General features: G+C 63.4%; 18 protein-coding genes. 10 read left to right on the top strand and 8 right to left on the bottom strand.

The features are described 5' to 3' along the window. Positions 1-110 precede the first annotated feature (110 nt). Genes D1222_RS02325 through D1222_RS02305 form a run of 5 tightly spaced genes read right to left on the bottom strand, consistent with a single transcriptional unit; the run spans position 111 to position 7,376 of the window. Positions 111-2,150 (bottom strand): DUF7408 domain-containing protein, encoded by a 2,040-nt coding sequence (locus D1222_RS02325; protein WP_119452623.1) that lies wholly within the window; start codon positions 2,148-2,150, stop codon positions 111-113. Then, positions 2,147-5,071 carry a DUF4159 domain-containing protein gene (locus D1222_RS02320; RefSeq protein ID WP_119452622.1) on the bottom strand — a complete coding sequence of 975 codons (2,925 nt, stop codon included), beginning with the start codon at positions 5,069-5,071 and terminating at the stop codon, positions 2,147-2,149. The genes D1222_RS02325 and D1222_RS02320 overlap by 4 nt, the downstream gene beginning before the upstream one ends. Next, complete coding sequence (locus tag D1222_RS02315) at positions 5,068-5,931, bottom strand: DUF58 domain-containing protein (protein ID WP_119452621.1); 864 nt, start codon at positions 5,929-5,931, stop codon at positions 5,068-5,070. Before D1222_RS02315 ends, D1222_RS02320 begins: the two co-directional genes overlap by 4 nt. Next, positions 5,921-6,385: a hypothetical protein gene (locus tag D1222_RS02310; RefSeq protein WP_119452620.1), complete on the bottom strand. Its 465-nt coding sequence runs from the start codon at positions 6,383-6,385 to the stop codon at positions 5,921-5,923. The genes D1222_RS02315 and D1222_RS02310 overlap by 11 nt, the downstream gene beginning before the upstream one ends. Before the next feature lies 1 nt (position 6,386). Further along, positions 6,387-7,376, bottom strand: a complete 990-nt coding sequence (locus tag D1222_RS02305; protein ID WP_119452619.1) for an AAA family ATPase — start codon at positions 7,374-7,376, stop codon at positions 6,387-6,389. Between the two features lie 49 nt (positions 7,377-7,425). Here D1222_RS02305 and D1222_RS02300 point away from each other — a divergent pair, with 49 nt between their 5' ends. The 4 genes from D1222_RS02300 to D1222_RS02285 are packed head-to-tail and all read left to right on the top strand — an operon-like array spanning position 7,426 to position 10,310. Further along, positions 7,426-8,031, top strand: coding sequence for a DUF1285 domain-containing protein (locus D1222_RS02300; protein WP_119452618.1), 606 nt, complete (start codon positions 7,426-7,428; stop codon positions 8,029-8,031). 7 nt (positions 8,032-8,038) lie between these two features. Next, on the top strand, positions 8,039-8,674 hold the full coding sequence (locus tag D1222_RS02295; protein WP_119452617.1) for a CoA pyrophosphatase: 636 nt from the start codon (positions 8,039-8,041) through the stop codon (positions 8,672-8,674). Beyond that, on the top strand, positions 8,671-9,123 hold the full coding sequence (locus D1222_RS02290) for a hypothetical protein (RefSeq protein WP_119452616.1): 453 nt from the start codon (positions 8,671-8,673) through the stop codon (positions 9,121-9,123). The genes D1222_RS02295 and D1222_RS02290 overlap by 4 nt, the downstream gene beginning before the upstream one ends. Further along, on the top strand, positions 9,120-10,310 hold the full coding sequence (locus tag D1222_RS02285) for a CCA tRNA nucleotidyltransferase (protein WP_119452615.1): 1,191 nt from the start codon (positions 9,120-9,122) through the stop codon (positions 10,308-10,310). Before D1222_RS02290 ends, D1222_RS02285 begins: the two co-directional genes overlap by 4 nt. Here the strand turns inward: D1222_RS02285 and D1222_RS02280 are convergent. After that, positions 10,307-10,795, bottom strand: coding sequence for a TspO/MBR family protein (locus tag D1222_RS02280; RefSeq protein ID WP_119452614.1), 489 nt, complete (start codon positions 10,793-10,795; stop codon positions 10,307-10,309). The genes D1222_RS02285 and D1222_RS02280 overlap by 4 nt on opposite strands. Positions 10,796-10,826: 31 nt before the next feature. Further along, on the bottom strand, positions 10,827-11,711 hold the full coding sequence (gene hemF, locus D1222_RS02275; RefSeq protein ID WP_119452613.1) for an oxygen-dependent coproporphyrinogen oxidase: 885 nt from the start codon (positions 11,709-11,711) through the stop codon (positions 10,827-10,829). A gap of 276 nt (positions 11,712-11,987) precedes the next feature. Between hemF and petA the strand changes: the two genes are divergently transcribed. From petA to D1222_RS02260, 3 genes are read left to right on the top strand one after another with little or no spacing between them, the layout of a single operon-like run. After that, on the top strand, positions 11,988-12,557 hold the full coding sequence (gene petA / locus D1222_RS02270) for a ubiquinol-cytochrome c reductase iron-sulfur subunit (protein WP_233348472.1): 570 nt from the start codon (positions 11,988-11,990) through the stop codon (positions 12,555-12,557). A 21-nt stretch (positions 12,558-12,578) separates the two neighbouring features. Next, entirely contained in the window at positions 12,579-14,033 is a 1,455-nt protein-coding gene (locus D1222_RS02265; protein WP_119452611.1) for a cytochrome b, read from the top strand. 13 nt (positions 14,034-14,046) lie between these two features. Beyond that, positions 14,047-15,159, top strand: coding sequence for a cytochrome c1 (locus D1222_RS02260; protein ID WP_233348471.1), 1,113 nt, complete (start codon positions 14,047-14,049; stop codon positions 15,157-15,159). Between the two features lie 99 nt (positions 15,160-15,258). Here the strand turns inward: D1222_RS02260 and D1222_RS02255 are convergent, their stop codons facing one another. Further along, a complete protein-coding gene (locus D1222_RS02255) occupies positions 15,259-16,059 on the bottom strand; it encodes a DUF1206 domain-containing protein (protein WP_119452609.1) in 801 nt (266 codons plus the stop codon). A gap of 111 nt (positions 16,060-16,170) precedes the next feature. On the opposite strand from D1222_RS02255, the gene D1222_RS02250 reads away from it, so the two are divergent. From D1222_RS02250 to D1222_RS02240, 3 genes are all read left to right on the top strand, one after another. Beyond that, complete coding sequence (locus D1222_RS02250) at positions 16,171-17,049, top strand: S-methyl-5'-thioadenosine phosphorylase (protein WP_119452608.1); 879 nt, start codon at positions 16,171-16,173, stop codon at positions 17,047-17,049. A 46-nt stretch (positions 17,050-17,095) separates the two neighbouring features. Then, positions 17,096-17,815, top strand: coding sequence for a dienelactone hydrolase family protein (locus tag D1222_RS02245; protein WP_182481843.1), 720 nt, complete (start codon positions 17,096-17,098; stop codon positions 17,813-17,815). Positions 17,816-17,961: 146 nt separating this feature from the next. Beyond that, on the top strand, positions 17,962-18,876 hold the full coding sequence (locus D1222_RS02240; RefSeq protein WP_119452606.1) for a hypothetical protein: 915 nt from the start codon (positions 17,962-17,964) through the stop codon (positions 18,874-18,876). Positions 18,877-18,896 lie beyond the last annotated feature (20 nt).

The raw sequence follows: 18,896 nt of genomic DNA, 5'->3' as shown, positions 1-18,896 counted from the left end.
AGCGTGGTGGCCGCATACCCGGTGCATCACTGAGGCGACGACTTTCGTTGCAAGCGTAGCTTCCCCTCTCCCCTAGCCCCTCTCCCTGGGGGAGAGGGGAACGGGACCGGTTACCGCCCCTCGCGCCGCCAGGCCAAAATCAGGAAAACCAGAATGAGCGCCACTGCCAGAAGCCCCGGCAGAAGGGGCAGGCTGGTGGAGCTGCGGACGGCGTAGGCGCCGCGTTCCTTGAGGCCCAGCCAGTTTCCGCCGGCGGCGTTGGCGTTTTGCCCGACGCGGCGGATGTCCGGCAGGCTGGCGCCGGGGCGGGTCAACTCGTAGACGCCGCCGCCTGTGGCCGCTGAGAGCGGGGCGAGGACGTCGCCGGTCGCTTCGAGGGAGGCGTATTCCTTTGGATTGGCGGGGCCGTTCAGGGCGACGGCTTCAAGGCCGCCTGCCTCAGCGCGGAAGAGGCCGAGCTGGTCTATGGCGAGCTCTGCGGTGAACTCGCCGGGGCCGGTTTGCGTCCAACGGGGATTGAGGGTTTCGCCGTCCGGGGTCTCGACGCTCAAGGTCGGGGCGGTGTCTGACAGGGTGCGAAGGCGCGCGCGCATCGTGTCGCCCTGCGCTTCAAGGAGGAGCTGGCGCTCTTCAAGCTCTGGCTCTTTCATCAGCCAGTGGACGGTGCGGCGGATCAGCTCTGCAAAGGGGCCGCCGCCATCATAACCGCGCGCCCAGAGGAAGATCTGGCCTGAAAGGATCTGCGCGACGCGGCCTTCGCCGACGCGGTCGACGACCAGAAGCGGGTCTCCATTGCGGGCCGTCATCAGGACATCGCCGACTTCGGGCACGGCCTCGATATAGCGCACCCAGTCGCCCCATGACTGGCCGGTGAGGGTCTCTGTGATGGTGTGGCGCGCGCCGGTTTCAGAGATTTGCGGGTTGAACTTTCCGACCTGGATCGTGCCGGTGGGCAGGGCCGGAAGGACAGCGGAGAGCGGCGTGTTGGCGAGGGAGGCGGGGCCTGCGAAATCCTCACCCGCCGCGATCAAGAGGGCGCCGCCATCGGCCACATAGCGGGCCATATTCGCGAGGTAGGACATGGTGATGACGGTGCGCCGCTCATACTGGTCGAAGATGATGAGGTCGAACTCATTCAGCTTGCCCTCGAACAGCTCCTCTGTCGGGAAGGCGATGAGGGCCATTTCCTCCAGCGGGGTCACGTCCTGCTTGTAGGGCGGGCGCAGGATGGTGAAGTGGACAAGGTCGACCGAGGGGTCGGACTTCAGGAGGTCGCGCCAGACGCGGCCTGCGGCGTTCGGCTTGCCGGTGATGAGGAGGACGCGGAGGCGGTCGCGCACGCCGGACAGGGTGGCGGCGGTGCGGTTATTTGCGAGGGTCAGCTCCTGCTCGCCTGCCGGGGTTTCGACGACGAGGATGTTGTCGCCGCGCCGCTCAATCTCGACCGGGAGGGGGGTGTCGGTGCCGGTCTGGACGGTGATCTCTTCGGGCTCTCCGCCATTCATGGAATAGGTGACGGTGGCCTGCGCACTGACAGGGTCATCGACGCGCACGACGAAGGCGGCGTCCTCGCCGACAATGCCGAAGTCCGGCGAGCGGACGAGTGAGATGCGCCGGTCGCCGCTGTCCGGGTCGCCCGTGATGAGGCTGTGAATGGGGCCGAGCGCTTCAAGGCGGGCGGCGTCTTCGGGCACGTCATGGACCTGTCCGTCCGTGACGAGGACGGTGCCAGCGATGCGGTCGCGCGGGACGTCGGCCATCAGGCCTTCGAGGGAGGCGATGAGGTTGGTGCCACCGGCGCTGGAGCCTGTCTCGACGAAGCGGACCTCCAGCGAGGTGTCGGCGTCCATGTCGGCGCGCAGCTTTTCGAGGGCGGCGTCGGCAATGGCTTCGCGGTCACCAAAGCTCATACTCTCTGAGCGGTCGACGACGATGGCGGCGACGGAGGGGAGGGGGTCTCGTTCCTCGCGGACATAGGCGGGGTTGGCGAGGGCGGCGGCGAGCGCGGTCAGCACGGCGGCGCGCATCAGCCAGGCGCGGCCACGCCAGCGGATATAGGCGCCATAGGCGAGAAGGCAGAGCGCGAGCAGCGCCCAGAGCAGCGGCCAGCCGAGAAGCGGGTCGAGCGAGATTCGGCCAGCTTCGGTCATTCAGGCGTGCCTTCCTGCTGGCGGCGGAGCATTTCCCGGATGTCCGGCATGTCTTCCTGATCTTCGCTGCCGGGCAGGCGCGGCGGGATCTGGCGTTCGATACCGGTCGGGGCGGGCTCACCGCCGTCTTCGCCTTCGCCGAGGCGTTCCAGCAGGGCCGGAATGTGGACCTGGTCTTCCTTATAATTGCCGGTCAGCACGTACATCATGAGGTTCACGCCAAAGCGGCGGGCCATCTCGCGCTCCCGGTCGCCGCCATCGACGCTGAGCAGGGGGCGCCCGCTCTCATCAATGGCCCAGGCGGCGAGATAGTCTGCGTCCCCGATGATGAGGCCGGAGACGCCGTCGCCCCGGCGGGCCGAAGCGTCTGCCGCGCCTGCTGAGGATTCGATCCAGAGCTGGCGGTCCTGATAGCGCCCGGCGAACCCGTCGATCAGGTAGAAGCTGCGCGTCATCACATGGTCCTGGCTGACGGGCTGGAGCGGCGGGGTATCGAGGCCGGGCAGGACGCGGTCGAGGTCGGCAAAGCTGTTATTGCTGGCGACATTGCCACCCCGGCGCGTGTCGATGAAGAGCGCGCCGCCATTGCGCAGATAGGCGTTGAGGCGCTCCACCGCGCGGGAGCTGAGCGGGGCCGCATTATCCGGCAGCGCGAGCACGATCATCGGGTAGACGTCGAGCTCATCGGTTTCCGGGTCGACCGTGTGCGGCTCTGCCGGCTCCACCGAGGTGCGGCGGAAGAGGATGAGGGAGAGGCCGCGAAGACCCGCGCGGGTGACGGCGTCGACCTTGCTGTCGCCGGTCTCGATATAGGCTAGGCGCATTTCGAGCAGGGCTTCCATTGCCTTGTCGATCTCGCCGTTTTGCTCGATCTCCGTGCCGCGATAGCCGGGCGAGATGGCATAGCTGTAGGGGTTGGGGCTGATATCTTCGAACTGTGCGTGGGCTGGCGGCTGGGCGAGCGGTGCGAGCGTCGCTACGCCAGCGATCAGGACGGCCGCATGCGCGCCGCGGCGCAGCGACGGGAAGCGTCCGGCGAGTGCCAGTGCGACGAGAAGATCGATCGCGATCAGCAAGCCTGTGAGGCCGAGTAGGAGGCCGCCGAGACGGATGGTCTGCGCTTCGGCGTCACCAAGCAGCGTGGCGCTGGTCGGCCAGTTGGTGACGAGCGCGGGGACGCCTGCGGCTGCGGTGTTGATGGCGCGGGTGCCACCGGGGCCGCGATAGAGGCCGGGCGGGTGGGATTCAGAAGGGACGGCGTCTGCGAGGTCAGCTGCCGCGATGGGCGAGGCGTTCGGGCCGGGGCTGACAAGGCGGCCATAGCCGTTCACCGTCACCTCTGGCGTATAGGTGCCTTCCTCGTCCTGCATGGTTTCGCCGCGGCCAGCGGCTATGGCGCGTCTCAGCATCTCGACGAAGGTGCCTGAATAGGGAAGGTCGGACCAGTCGGGGCCCGCAGTGACGTGAAAGAGGACGAGCGTGCCCTGTCCGCGGCTCGCGCCTGTGACAAGTGGCGAGCCATCCTGCAGGCGCGCCCATGTGCGGCTGGCAAGCTCTGGGTCCGGGCGGGCGAGGACCTGCTGGCGGATCTTGATGTCGGCGGGTGAGGAGAGGCCCGCAAAGGGCGAGGTCTCAGGGTAGCTGCCGATGCTTTGCGGGTCTTCCCAAGTGAGTGCGCCGCCAATGGCGCGGGAGGAGCGGCGCAGCGGCGTCGGCACGAGGCTGTCGGACTGTGCAGCAAGGCGCGGGCCTGCAAAACGGATGAGCGCGCCGCCGCCTTCGACCCATTCGGCCATGCGCTCTTCAAGTTCAGGCGCAAGCTGGCCAATATCGGTCATGATGATCGCGTCTGGGTCGGCGGCGATCAGCTCTTCGATGGAGCCGTCCGTGATGTGGGCGAAGGGCTCCAGCGCCTGACGAACATAGTGCATGTCGGAGAGGAGCGGCTGAGCGGTCGAGTCGCCGGAGACAAGACCGACACGGCGGGAGCGGTCTGCCGAATCCCAGAGCCAGACGCTGCCTGCGCCCTGCACGCCGGTAATGGCGAAGCGTTCGACGCGGGCAAGGGCAGCTGCGGGGACGTCAAAGCGGGCGATGGCTTCTGCCTCACCAGCGGCGAAGTCTGCCTCTGCCGTTGCGAGGGCTGCACCGTCGAGGGTGAGGGCGGAGACATAGGTCTGCGCGCTGTTGGAGGTATCGGTCCGGCGGACCGTGACGGCGGCCCCGTCAGCGGCGGAGGAGAGGCCGGTAATCGCGAACGGCCCGCGCGGAGCGGCGGCGTAGATGCTGAGCGGGGCGATTGCGCCGAGGGCATCAGCAAAGGCGCGGGCATCCTCGCTGCCAAGTCCGTCACTGGCCCAGAGGATGCGGGCAGGCTGGATGCCGGAGGCTTCAAGACGCTCAAGCGCGTCTTCGCGGTCTGTGCCCCAGGAGACGGGGTCGAGCGATCCGATACGGGCAGAAAGGTCTGTCCGTGTCAGGCGGTCGGCCGGGTCTGCGTTAAGCGTGCGCGGGGCGGTCAGAAGGAGGTGGCCAGCGGTATCGCGGCTCGCCCCGTCGAGGGCGCTGGAGGCGGCGGATTGCAGCTCACCCCAGCGCGGGGTGCTGGTCCAGCCATTGTCGATGACGATGAGGACAGGGCCTGCGTCCTCGCTGCCGACCTGCGCGCCCGGTGCATAGACGGGGTTCGAGAGGCCAAGGATGGCAGCGGCAGCAGCCAGAAGGCGCAGGAGGAGAATCCACCACGGCGTGCGGGCCGGGGTTTCGTCTTCGGGCTCAACATCATCGAGCAGGCGGAGCGAGGGAAGGGCTGCTTCCTGCGGGGCGGGCGGCGTCGCGCGCAGGATGTACCAGATGACGGGCAGGGCGATGAGGCCGAGCAACGCCAGCGGTGCGCCAAAGAGAAACGGGCCAGGGCTCATAGGCGCGCCCCGAAGGCTTCGAAGGCCTGTTTCAGGTCTGCCGCGCCATAAGTGATGTCGTCACCAGTCGAATGGCGGACATATTGCCAGCCAAAGCTGGCTGCGAGGTTCTCAATGGCGGCGGCATGGGCGGCGAAGCGTTCGAGGTACTGATCGCGGATCGTTTCGGCGCGGCCAAAGAGGCGGAAGAGCGGGGTGCCCGGGCGGCTGAACCGCACGCGGCCCTGCCATGGGAAGGTTTCCTCGATAGGGTCGCTGAGCGCGATGAGAATGCCTTCTTTCGACGCGCGGGCGAGCGGCGCGAGCCTTTCGCGCCAGACATCGATCGGGTCATAGAAATCACTGGCAAGCGCAAAGATGGCGCGCGAGCGAGGCGGCGGTGGAAACTGACTGCTGCCAGAGGCGAGCAGGTCCTCGCCAAGCTTGTCGGCGGCGGCTTTGCCAAAGCTTGCCTTGCGCGCGCTGCCGAGAACGCCAATGCGCTCTCCCGCCTTGGACAGCATGAGGCCATTGGCCAGCATCAGGATTCGGGCTGTGTCTGCTTTCGTGCGGCGCTCAGTCGTGCCGCTCCAATCAAAGCCTTCCTGGGGGTCACACCAGAAGAGAATGGTGCGGGCGGTCTCAAGCTCTGTTTCGCGGACATAGACATCGTCACCGCGCGCCGAACGTCGCCAGTCGATCCGCTGGGCGGTGTCTTCCTGCGAGTAGTGACGATACTGCCAGAACTGTTCGCCTGTGCCTGCGCGCTTGCGGCCTGCCGCGCCCAGATGGGCAGCGTCGGCGGCGCGCGCCTTCAGATTGAGGCCCGGCAGGGCGCGCATGACGGCCTCTGCTTCTGCTCTGAGGGCCTCAAGCTTCATTCGCGGAGACCTCATCGGTGCAGTCGAGCGCGGCTTCGAATTTGCTGCGCCACTGGGCAGGCAGGCTGGCGGCGTCGGTCCGCTCACTCAGGCGGTCCTGATCGCTGAGGCCTGCTTCAGCTTCGACGCCGGAGAGGAAGCTCTCTGCCTCTGCCGACTCGTCTTCGATAGCGCCGACTGACAGGCCGACGCCTTCCCGGTTTGACCAGGCGTGGAGCACGCGAACGCGGGCGGCATCAAGCTCTGCGCGGACAAGGCGGCGATCCGAGGCCGAAAGACCTGTGCCGCTGACGTCTATGGCAAGCTCTGCGCGTTCGATCATGCGGTAGCATTCTGCCAGCGCATCGCCTGAAGGCGACGGCATGCCGGGATCACGCTCGCACGCTGCGAGGGCGGCTGCGCCAAGCGCGAGGCCAGCGGCCCAGCGCATCAGTTGCGGCGTTGCAGCCTGCATCTCAGCCTGTCGATCTGGCGAGGTCGCCGATCAGCTCACGCATGCTTGGCGCCTGACCGGTCGGGTCGTAGCGCATTGCCATACGGTGGCCGAGGCAAGGCTCTGCAAGGGCTTCGACATCTTCGAGCGATGGCGCGAGACGGCCGCGCAGGAGGGCGCGTGCCCGGCAAGCCAGCATCAGCGCCTGACCGGCGCGAGGCGACGGGCCCCAGTCGACGAAGCGGCGAACACGGTCATCCGAGCTCTGCTCAGGGCGGGCTTCGCGAACGGTTGCGAGGATCGCCGTCAGCACTTTCTCGCCAACAGGCATCTGGCGAACGAGACGCTGAAGCGCCATGAGCTGTTCGCCATCAATGGCGGGCTGGACGCTCGCATCAGAAAGGCCGGTCGTTTCAACGAGGATCTGACGTTCAGTGTCGATGTCCGGATAGGTGACATCGATCTTGAGAAGGAAACGGTCGAGCTGGGCTTCTGGCAGCGGATAGGTGCCTTCCTGCTCAATCGGGTTCTGGGTCGCGAGCACATGGAAAGGGGCGGGCAGGTCATGGCGCACGCCTGCAATCGTGACGTGGCGCTCCTGCATGGCCTGGAGGAGGGCGGACTGGGTGCGCGGCGAGGCGCGGTTGATCTCATCTGCCATCAGGAGCTGGGTGAAGATCGGGCCCTTGATGAAGCGGAAGCTGCGCTCACCGCCGGCGCCCTCATCGAGAACTTCAGAGCCCAGGATGTCGGACGGCATGAGGTCTGGCGTGAACTGGATGCGCTGTGAGTTGATACCGAGGGCCGTGCCCATGGCTTCGACGAGGCGGGTCTTGGCAAGGCCGGGGGCACCAATGAGCAGGGCGTGGCCGCCTGCGAGAATTGCCGAAAGCGCCAGCTCGATCACGCGGTCCTGACCGAAGACCGCTTTCGCGATCTCGGCTTTCACCTTCTCCAGCGTTTCGCCAGCGGCTTCAGCCTCCTGAACAACCACGTCATTATCGTCTGCCATGAGGTCTCCGTCTTTGCTCCGGCCCAGTTCAGACCTACGTCTAGGCAAAATGATGGCGGAGCGCGACGTGAAATCCAATGAAAACACTGCAATCAGCTTGAACGACCTGCTTAAAGTCATCGCGCCTGACCCGAGCGGGCGCAAACTGCCGCCTGTCGAGCAATGGTCGCCGGAACGGTCGGCCGATATCGACATGGAAATCCGCGCCGATGGCAGCTGGTGGCATGAAGGTGGACGAATCAATCGCAAGAAGCTGGTGAAGCTGTTCTCGACCATCTTGCGCAAGGATGAAGACGGCTCGCACTGGCTGGTGACGCCTTATGAAAAGGTCGTCGTGCATGTCGAGGATACGCCCTTCATTGCAACGCGCGTGGACCGGGCTGGTGAGGCGGGGGAGGATCAGAAACTGGCCTTTGTCACCAATGTCGGCGACGTCGTTATCGCTGGCGCAGACAATCCGCTGCGGATCGAGACGGACCCTGAGACGTTGGAGCCGTCGCCTTATCTACTGGTGCGTGGGCGCCTGGAGGCGAAACTGGCGCGGCCTGTCTTCTATGAGCTCGCCGGAATGGCGGTCACATCGCCTGAGGATGAAGGACGTCTTGGTGTCTGGTCAGATGGGGTGTTCTTTGACATAGGACCGGCCGAGGACTGAACCCCCTATGGCCTTTGTCGATCTCGATGATTTCCTGGCGCGTGCGCGCCTGCGCCTTGACCCTGTTGGGGGCGAGGAACGCCTGTCTGAAGGCGGCGATATCGAGTTTCTGGACGCTGACGGCATTGCGAATATTCGCCGGGCCGCTGTGCTGGTGCCGATCATCCCGAGGGAGGGTGGGCCGACCACGCTGCTGACCCATAGGCCCATGACGATGAAGGCCCATCCGGGGCAGGTTGCTTTTCCGGGCGGCAAGGTCGACCCGGTTGATGCCGATGAAATCGAGGCAGCGCTGCGCGAAGCCGAGGAAGAGGTTGGCGTCAATCCGGACGAAGTGAAGCTGATCGCACGGGGCGCACCTTATATTACGGGCACGGGCTTCCGGATCGTGCCGGTGCTAGGTGTGCTGCCAGAAGGTTTTGTTCCCCGGCCAGACCCGGTTGAGGTAGACAGTGTGTTTGAGACGCCGCTTTCCTTCCTGATGAAGGCGGCAAACCACCAGCGTCAGAAGACCAGCTGGAAGGGGCAGATGCGCCACTATTATGAGATGCCGTATGATGGCCACCGCATCTGGGGCGTGACGGCTGGGATCATACGCGCTTTATATGAGAGGCTGTACGAGCCCGGGGAGGAAGTGGTTTGACCTACAGGATCATCTTTCAGATCGTGCTGTTTTTGCTGCCCTTCTTCGCCTATGGCGTCTGGCGGCTGGCACGCCAGGAAGCCATCGAGGAAGGCCGCAAGCCGTGGCCGATCACCATCCTGTTCGCGACGGGCGCTGGTCTGGCCGTGCTGGCCTGGATCATCCTGATCTTCGTGGACCGGGGCGGACGCGACACATGTATCCAGCGCTCCTATACCGACCCGGAGACAGGCCGGATCGTGGCCGCGAGGGAAGTGCCTTGTGAAAAGCGCCGCGACGAGCTTGGCCTGCCGGCGAGCCGTGACCCGGGCAGCCGCGCTTCGGGGCTTGGCGGGACAGACCCTGCCGGGCCGAATGAACCGCCCGGCCCGCTTGACCCGGAAGCGCGTGATGATGCAACGGCGCTGGAAAGCGAAACTGCGGAAGACAGGACAACCGCCCCGCAATGACCGAACTTACCAAGACTGACTGGATCGACGCGCCCACAACGCGCGCCGTGATCGACGCCTTGCACGCTGTGCGCGCCGATTGCGCGCGCTTTGTCGGCGGGTGCGTGCGTAATTCCATCATGGGCCGCGAGGTGGACGATATTGATATCGCCACCCAGTTGGAGCCGCAGGCCGTTATCGATGCGCTGGAATCAGCTGGCATCCGCGCCATTCCGACAGGGATCGAGCATGGCACGATCACGGCCGTCATTGAGAGCAAGCCTTTCGAGATTACGAGCCTTCGCCGCGACGTGGAGACCGATGGCCGGCGCGCCGTCGTCGCCTTTACCGAGGACTGGGCAGAAGATGCCGGGCGGCGCGATTTCAGGCTGAACGCGCTTTATGCCGATGCGTCGGGCAAGATCTATGACCCGATTGGCGGCGGGCTTGAGGACGCCGAGGCTGGCCGCGTCATCTTTATCGGGGACGCCGATGAACGCCTGCGCGAGGATTATCTTCGTATCCTGCGCTTCTATCGCTTCAATGCCTGGTATGGTGCGGGGATCGACACCGAAGGCCAGGCGGCCTGTGAGCGCCAGAAGGAAGGGCTGCGCCAGATCGCGGTCGAGCGTATCTGGAAGGAGCTGCGCAAGCTGCTCAGTGCCCCGGACCCGGTGCAGGCTGTCGTTGCCATGGAAGAGAGCGGCGTGCTCGCGCTGCTCCTGCCGGAATGCGAGACGCTGGACGGGCTGCATGATCTGCGGGTGAGTGAGACGCTCGCCGGTGTCGGAGCTGACCCGATGCTGCGGCTCATGTCGCTGATCGACCGCAGCGCGCCGTCCGTTATGGCGGTGACCAAACGCTTGCGGCTGTCGAATGCGGAGGCTGATCGGCTGACCATGTGGGCAGCGGACAACCTGCCGAAGATCCCCGGCATGAACGGGGCAGAGCTTCGCCGCACGCTCTACTGGCATGGCAAGCAGGCCGTTGTCGACCGGGCGCTGACCTCAGGTGAGAATGTGCGCGACCACCTCTATGCGATCCGCGCCTGGAAGCGGCCTGAGTTTCCTGTCGGCGGCGATGATGCGCTGGCCGCTGGCCTCAAAGGCCCGCAAATCGGCGAGGCGCTGCGCGCGCTCGAGGAATGGTGGATGGGCCAGGACTTCCAGCCAGAGCGCGAAGAGCTGCTGGCGCGGCTGAAAGCCTAGTTCGCGTAGACGATGAAGCCGTTGAGATAGGCGGCAAAGCAGACCCAGGCGAGGTAGGGGACCTGGAGGATACCTGCGATGATCGAGTGGCGACTGAAGGCGCGGATCATCAGCACGATCAGGACGAGCAGGATTGCAATGATGACGAGCGCGATGAGCGGCGCCTGAAAGCCGAAGAATATCCAGCTCCATGAAAGGTTCACGGCAAGCTGGGTAAAGAAGATGCCGAAAGCGGCGCTGGCGGCGGCAAATGATTTTGCTTTCAGCCGCACAATGATCGCGCCGAGCGCAATCAAGGAATAAAGGACGGGCCAGACGATCGCGAAGGCGCGGTCGGGCGGATTGTAGGGGGCCTTGTCGAGCGCGGCATACCACGGGTCCTGGCTGCCGCTGGATACGAGGCCGCCAAGGGCGGCGACAGCTGCGGTCAGCGCGATGATGGCGATGATGATCCGCCAGGGGCTGTTCTTGGTCGTGTCGCTCATTTCGCTGTTATATCAGGGGTTTGCAGGCGGGTCACGGCCATTTTACGACCGGGGGCATGGACGAGAGGATCGAGTTGACGTTGCCGCCAGTCTTGAGCCCGAACGTCGTGCCGCGGTCATAGAGCAGGTTGAACTCCACATAGCGCCCACGCCGGACGAGCTGTTCCTCGCGCTCGTCGCTGGTCCAGCTTTCATTCATGCGGCGGCGGACGAGGGTGGGATAGATGTCACGGAAAGCGCGGCCGACATCCTGTGTGAAAGCGAAGTCAGCGTCCCAGTCTCCGCTATTATGGCGGTCATAGAAAATGCCGCCCGTGCCGCGTGGCTCATCGCGGTGGGCAAGATGGAAGTACTCGTCGCATTGCTGCTTCATGCGCGGATAGAAGCTCTCATCATGACGGTCGCAGGCGTCTTTCATGGCGGCGTGAAAGTCGACCGTGTCGGGATAGTCTGCCTCGCGCTGATAGGTCAGCAGCGGGGTAAGGTCGGCACCGCCGCCAAACCAGCTCTCGCTGGTGACCAGCATGCGGGTATTCATATGCACGGCAGGTACGCGCGGATTGCGAAGGTGGGCGATCAGCGAAATGCCGGAGGCCCAGAATCGGCCACCGGACTTGTCGGCGCCGGGAATCTGCGCGCGGAAGGCTTCTGAAAAGTCACCATAGACGCAGGAGACATGCACGCCGACTTTCTCGAACACCTTGCCCTTCATGATGGCCATGGTGCCGCCACCAAGGTCTTCTGTGCCATCGCCGCGTGTCCAGGGCGTGCGTACGAAGCTGCCAGCCGGACCGGTATAATGTGGCGGCTGGGCTTCGGCCTCGATGGCCTCAAAGCTGTCGATGATTTCGCCCTGGAGGGTTTCAAACCAAATGCGGGCGCGGGTCTTTTGTGATTCGAGGTCGTTTTCGGTCATGCTTACCTTCTTTGCCCGCTGGCCTTAGTCCATGCGCGCCGGTCGGAAAACAGGCATTCGCCTGACTTCATTGACGCACCCCGGCTTGTCGCGGCTGCCCGCGCCCCTGCGTCGCATGCGATGACGCACATGCGCGCCTTGCAAACCCCGCGCGCCCGCGCTAACCGCAGCGCAGATATATGCGGGGAGGTGCATTTCGCGGCGTTGCGCCGCAATGATTTTCCTCACCAATAATGTATGCATCTCGGAGAAATCCTTGGCCAGAGGACTGGAAGAGTGAGCGACGCGCAAACCAAACCACACGAGACGGTCGATGAAGACCGTCGCGATTTCATTCACATTGCTACGGCAGCGACAGCTGTCGCAGGCGCAGGTGCGCTGGCATATGTGTTCGTCGACCAGATGAATGCCGCCAGCGACACGAAAGCGGCATCGAGCCTTGATGTCGACGTTTCGAAAGTGCCGGTTGGCGGTGAGATCCGGGTTCTGATCGGCGGTCAGCCGTTCTTTATCCGTCACCGCACCTCAGCAGAGATTCGCGCCGCCCAGAGCGTCGACGTGTCCTCCCTGCCGGACCCGCAGAGCGATGAAGAGCGCCTCGTTCCGATGCAGAGTGGTGAATATAACGCTGCTATCCTCGTGACTTCGGGCAGCTGTACGCATCTCGGTTGCGTTCCGGTCGGCCCTGCGCAAGGCAATACGGGCGACTTTGGTGGCTGGTACTGCCCATGCCACGGTTCGCACTATGACACTTCCGGCCGTATCCGCCGCGGACCCGCTCCGTCGAACCTTCCGGTTCCGGACTATAACTGGGTCAGCCCGGCCGTGATCAACATTTCGCTTTAAGGAAGAGGACGTAACACAGCCATGAGCGGACATGCCTCTACATACGAGCCGAAGACCGGCTTCACGAAATGGCTCGATTCACGCCTGCCGGTTGTCCGGCTGGCCTATGACAGCTTCGTCGACTTCCCGACGCCAAAGAACCTGAACTACTGGTACACATTCGGTGGCATTCTTGCCGTCTGCCTTATGACGCAGATCCTGACCGGTGTGGTTCTGGCCATGCACTATACCGCTACCGTCGATGGCGCTTTCGCCTCGGTCGAGCGGATCATGCGCGACGTGCCTTATGGCTGGCTTATCCGCTACATTCACTCGAATGGCGCGTCGATGTTCTTCCTCGCGGTCTACATCCACATGTTCCGCGGCCTCTATTACGGCTCCTACAAGGCCCCGCGCGAGATCCTATGGATCCTCGGCGTGGTGATCTTCCTTCTCATGATGGGCACCGCCTTCCTCGGCTATGTGCTGCCATGGGGTCAGATGTCCTATCACGGCGCTAACGTGATCACCGGTCTGATCGGTGCCGTTCCTGTCGTTGGCGACAGCATCAAGGCCTGGCTGATGGGCGGACCGTCGATCGGTAACCAGACGCTGCAGCGCTTCTTCTCGCTGCACTATCTGCTGCCATTCATGATTGCCGGTGTTGTGATCCTTCACATCTGGGCGCTCCACGTGCCGGGCAATAACAACCCGACCGGCGTCGAAGCTCGCAAGGACAAGGAAGGCCTGAAGCAGGACACTGTCCCGTTCCACCCGTACTATACGGTGAAGGACGGCTTCGCGATCGTGGTCTTCCTGATCATTTTCGCGGCATTCGTCTTCTACATGCCAAACGTCCTCGGCCACGCCGATAACTATATCGAAGCCGACCCGCTGGTGACGCCTGCGCACATCGTGCCGGAATGGTACCTGCTGCCATTCTACGCCATCCTTCGTGCCATCACGTTCAATATCGGCCCGATTGATGCCAAGCTGCTTGGTGTCATCGCAATGTTCGGCGCCATCGCAGTGCTGTTCTTCCTGCCCTGGCTCGACACCTCGAAGGTGAAGTCGATGCGCTACCGTCCGGTGGCCCGTCAGTTCTTCTTCGGCTTTGTCGTGGCAAGCCTTCTGCTTGGCTGGTGCGGCGCGGCGAACCCGGATGACCCGATCATCCCGATGGGCTCTGACAAGCTGGTCGTCAGCTACACGGACGTGAACGGCAACGAAGCCACCCAGACCTATGAAGAGTATGAGGCTGCTTCGACCTTCCGCGACCAGAAGATGAGTGAGGGCGTTGAGGCGACCATCGCTGTCGAGAAAGCTGCAGCGTTCCGCTTCGTCCACCTCGCACAGCTGCTGACGCTCTACTACTTCGCCTACTTCCTGGTGATCCTGCCGCTTCTCGGTCTGCGCGAGAATCCGAAGGATGAGCCTGCTTCAATCCACAAGGCAGTTCTCGGTCACGACCGCGCTGCCCCGGCCCCTGCAGAATAAGAGGTCAAAGCACATGAAATTCCTGCGTTTTATCTCTGCTGGTCTCGGTGCGGCTGCGATCGCTGCGACGGCGAATGCTGCTGGCGGATCGCTGCACGCCCACGAGCCTGAAGGTGGCTGGGCGTTCGAAGGCCCGGTCGGTGAACTCGACATGGCCAGCGTCCAGCGCGGCTATCAGGTCTACCGTGAAGTCTGCGCCTCGTGTCACTCGATGCGCCTGCTCAGCTACCGTAACCTCGGTGAGCCAGGCGGCCCGTTCTACGATCCGGAATATCCGAACGCGAACAACAACCCGCTGGTTAAGTCGTTTGCGGCACAGGATGAGATCCTGAGCACTGAGCCAAACGATGTTGGTGATTACGACTATCGCCCGGCCCGCACGTCGGACACGTTCAAGTCGCCATATCCAAACGCGGCAGCTGCCCGCGCGGCCAATGGCGGCGCGCTTCCACCAGATCTTTCGGTGATCACGAAAGCGCGTCATGGCGGTGCGAGCTATATCTACAGCCTGATCTCTGGCTATCCGTCAGAAGACGTTTTCAGCACGCGTGAAATCCCTGCGGAGGAAATGCCCGCCGCAGAGTCAGAAGCGGAAGCTGAAGGCGAAGGCGCCGAAGCTGCAGAAGCCGGTGAGATGGAAGCAGCTGAAATGGCTGACACCGACGCCGCAGCTGCCGAAGCTGAAGGCGACGCAGAGCCTGCAGAGGCAGCCGCGCCTGCCGCGCCGATGATGGAAACCGTGCTGAAGGTCTCTGAAATCGATTCCTCGCACTACGACTTCAGCAAGTATAAGGGCGAGCTCGTCCAGCCAGTTGGCCAGTACTACAATCCGTACATGGCTGGCGACGTATCCGCTCAATGGCAGGGTGATCCACGCAAGACACCGCCAGGCGGCTTTCTTGCCATGCCACCACAGCTGTCTGATGGCCGCGTGTCCTACATGGACGGCACCGAAGCGACCGTCGAACAGATGTCGATCGATATTGCGAACTTCCTGCAGTGGGCTGGTGAGCCAAAGCAAAGCCAGCGCAAGTCCACCGGTCTCGCTGTGATGATCTACCTTCTGATCTTTGCCGTGCTGCTCTGGTTCTCATTCCACCGCATCTGGCGGAACGTGAAGCACTAGGCAGCAACGCGCTGCCAAGCTGATTACTAAGATGTGCCGCCCCTTGCAGAGGGGCGGCATTTTTTCATTGCGCGAACGTCAAGCTGGGCGACTTGACGCCTAATCGTCCGGGAAGCGGTGTGTCAGTGACTGGACGCCCGAATAGATCCCATACGCGCCGATGGCCGCGCTGGCGGCGATGAAGAGGAACAGACCAAAGGCTTGTGTTCTTATCCAGCCTAGCGTCGCTGCGAGACCTTTGACGTCAGATGGATCGGCATTGTAGGCGCCCAACAGCAGGAACAGGCCGATCAGGCCAAAGAGAACACCGCGGCCCGCGATACCGAATTCGATCACCGGCTTTGTCCGCTGAGCCCAACCGGAGAGATCGAGGCTTTTCTGCCACTGGTTCGACTGTGTACGCCACACCTGCGCAATACCGATGCCAATCAGACAGAGACCTGCAAGACCGACCATCCAGGGGCCGAAAGGCTGTTCCATCAGCCACTTGGCGGTCTCTTCGGTCTTGCCGCCGCCGCCGCCATCATCTGCGTCAAATGCAACTGCTGCGGCGGCGATACCGACTAGCGCGTAGCTGGTGCCCGATGAGAACATGCCGAGCCTTGCGAGGATGCCCTTGGCGTCTGTGCCCTGATTGTCGGTGTCGAGCGCGGCCTGCTGATAACGCCATAGGGCGTAGAGCATGAGACCAGCGGCGAGTGCGATGAGCAGAACGCGTCCACCCGTTGTTGCTTCAATCATCCGGAAGGCTTCACCGGGGGTAGCGCCGTCATCCTCTTCGCTGGTCGCGGCGGCCTTCAGAAGCAGGAAGCAGACGGCAAGATAGACGAGGGCGCGAGCGCCAAGGCCAATCCGGGCGAGAGGGCCCGAAACAGGCCGGGAGGTATCAATTGCGCTCATGCTGCTATGACGCGCAGCGGGGGTGAGGTGTTCCGGCGCGCCGGGTCGAACAAGACTTGATTTAAGCTGGTCAGGCTGCTTTCAGCCTTGGACAGTTTCAGGAGTTTGACGATGAGCGAATGGGTGATCGGCGTTATTGGCGGTTCGGGCCTTTACGATGTGGAGGGCTTTGAGGACCGCGATACGATGCGGGTCGAGACGCCGTGGGGCGAGCCGTCGGATGAGCTGACCACGGGGCGGATCGGCGATGTCCGCTTTGTCTTCCTGCCGCGCCATGGCCGTGGCCACCGGCTGACGCCGACGCATGTGCCTTACCGCGCCAATATCGACGCGCTGAAACGGGCCGGATGCACCGATGTGCTGTCGATTTCGGCCTGCGGATCCTTGCGTGAGCGCTATGCGCCCGGTGACTTCGTCATGGTGGACCAGTTCATCGACCGGACATTCGCGCGGGAGAAGAGCTTTTTCGGGCCGGGCATGGTCGCGCATGTCTCCATGGCTGACCCAGTGTGCGAGCGGCTCTCGCAGCTGGCTGGTGATGCCGCCGAGAAGGCGGGCGTCACGGTTCATCGCAGCGGGACGTATCTTGCCATGGAAGGCCCGCAGTTTTCCTCGCGTGCGGAAAGCTATCTTTATCGCCAGTGGGAGTGCGATGTGATCGGCATGACGAATATGCCGGAAGCAAAGCTCGCCCGGGAGGCAGAGCTGCCCTATGCGACGATGGCGATGGTGACCGACTATGATTGCTGGCGCGATGCGAGCGAGGCGGTGTCTGTCGCGAATGTGCTGGAGATCATGCAGTCGAACACGACCGCGGCGAAGAAGGCGCTGACTGAGCTGGCGAAGCTGCTTTCGGGTGTCTCGCGTACGCTCTCGCCGCAGGCCATTGAGAGGTGTCTTGATTATGCGCTCATCACGGCGCCTGATGCGCGTGATCCGAACCTTCTGGCCAAGCTGGACGCTGTGGCAGGGCGGGTGCTGAAGGCATGAGCTGCGCATGAGGTCCGGGTTTCGCGTTACGTTTGCACTACTTTTTATGGCAGCTTGTGAGACGCGGCCCCCTGCCACCCTGTCACCGCAGGATTTCGTTTTTGAGCACTTCGACCCGGCCGGTCCCGCTGAAAGCGTGGTCGTTCTGGCACCGGGATGCGGCGGCGTATCTGATCGCGCGCACACACAGCCCATGCGGCCCCTTGCGAGACGGCTGGCCGAAAGCGGGCAGCATGTCGTGATCGCTGATTATGAGAGCGCCTATGGTATGCGGAACACCTGCAATGGTGGTGCGCGTCTTGAGGATGTGGCCGAGGCGATAAGGCTGGCCGCAGCGCAAGGCACCAAGCAGGCAGGCGGCAGCGATACATTGCCAGTGTCGCTTGTGGGCTGGTCACTTGGCGGCTCTGGTGTCTTCCTTGCCGGTGATCGGACCGGTGCGGACCGCATTGCGGCGCTCTATCCAGACTGCAGCCCGTTCGCGTCGCTGTCGCACAATATCCAGTATCTGGTCCTCATTGGGGAAGAGGATCGCCTGACGCCGCTATCGGAATGCGACGCCATCCGGGCGATGAGCGAGCAGAATGGCGCCCGCTGGGTGGTTTATCCCGGCGTCTATCACGGCTTTGACTACAAGGCGTTCAGGGGCGGGCAGAGCGTGCAGGCAAACGCGTTTTCTGAAGGGTTTGTTGCTGTCGACTATGATGAAGACGCCGCGATCGATGCGCATGACAGGATCGTCTCATTCCTGGACCGGCTGCCCTGAAGCCGCACTGGCGGCAGGTGTGAGGCGGTCTGAAGGGCAACTCAATACCTGACAGCGGCGTCACGAATTCACTTGAGACGCGAACCTGTTCGACCCCGTCTGCCGACTGGGTTAACCTACCCTGACCGGGGCAGGGGTTGAGTAGAATGACAGAAGAAAATCTTGAAGTTTTGCTGGTGATCGGCGGCGGCATTGCAGCCATCGTGGTGCTGATGATCATCTGGTTTGTCTGGAAGAACATGCGGGCCAGCGGCCGAGCGTTAAAAATGGCGCTGGACGGGGTCGGCCACGAATTCAGGTTCAATCTGCAGCGTGTGCTGGCTGAGCTTCGGGATCTGAGCGCGAATGGCGATGTCAGTGATGATCTCGCCATGCCGCTGGCACGTCCTCAGCTGAAAAGCCTGCTCGCCCAGCCCGCCGTGAAGGACAAGCGCGCCCTCGAGCGGCTGGACACGATGTACCAAGCGCTGGAGGCCAGCCGCAGCAATGTCCGCCAGCAGGGCCAGTCCGGCGAAGCGGTCGATGCCTATAAGCGTAGCGCAGTTGAAGCGGTCGCAATCCTTTACCTCTGGGAGCAGCACAAGGGCGGACTGCCGGAGAAAGCGCCGTCGACGAGTAGCTCTGCGGTGCGCGACTGGATGAAGTCGCTCGGGTTTACGCAAACGCTCATTCCGGGCATGGCGCTGCGCGATGAGGTCATCCGGCAGCTGCGCGGTATGCGCATGCCGCTCAAACCGGGCGATCTGCGCATGACTGCGCAGGATTATTACGGGACGCCGAAAAAGGAGAACACTGCTCCTAAAGGTGAGCTTGTCGCCGGCGCGCCAGACCCCGTCGAACCGACAAATATGGCCGAAGAAGCCGCTCAACAGGCCGCTGAGCCTGAAGTTGAGGCGCCGCCCGCAGAAAATGAGCAGTCCGCGCCAGAACCCGAAGAAGACGTTGCGGAAGCTTCGCAAGAAGCTGAACCTGTAGTGGATAATGCAGTTGCAGAGCCGACGCCTGCGCCGTTGGCAGGCGACGCGGCACAACCTAGCCGTCGTCGACGCCGCAGACGCTAGCATTTGGGCTTCCCGGCCCG

The sequence above is a fragment of the Henriciella algicola genome (assembly GCF_003576245.1).
Taxonomy (GTDB): domain Bacteria; phylum Pseudomonadota; class Alphaproteobacteria; order Caulobacterales; family Hyphomonadaceae; genus Henriciella; species Henriciella algicola.
This window is presented reverse-complemented; position numbering and strand designations above follow the sequence as displayed.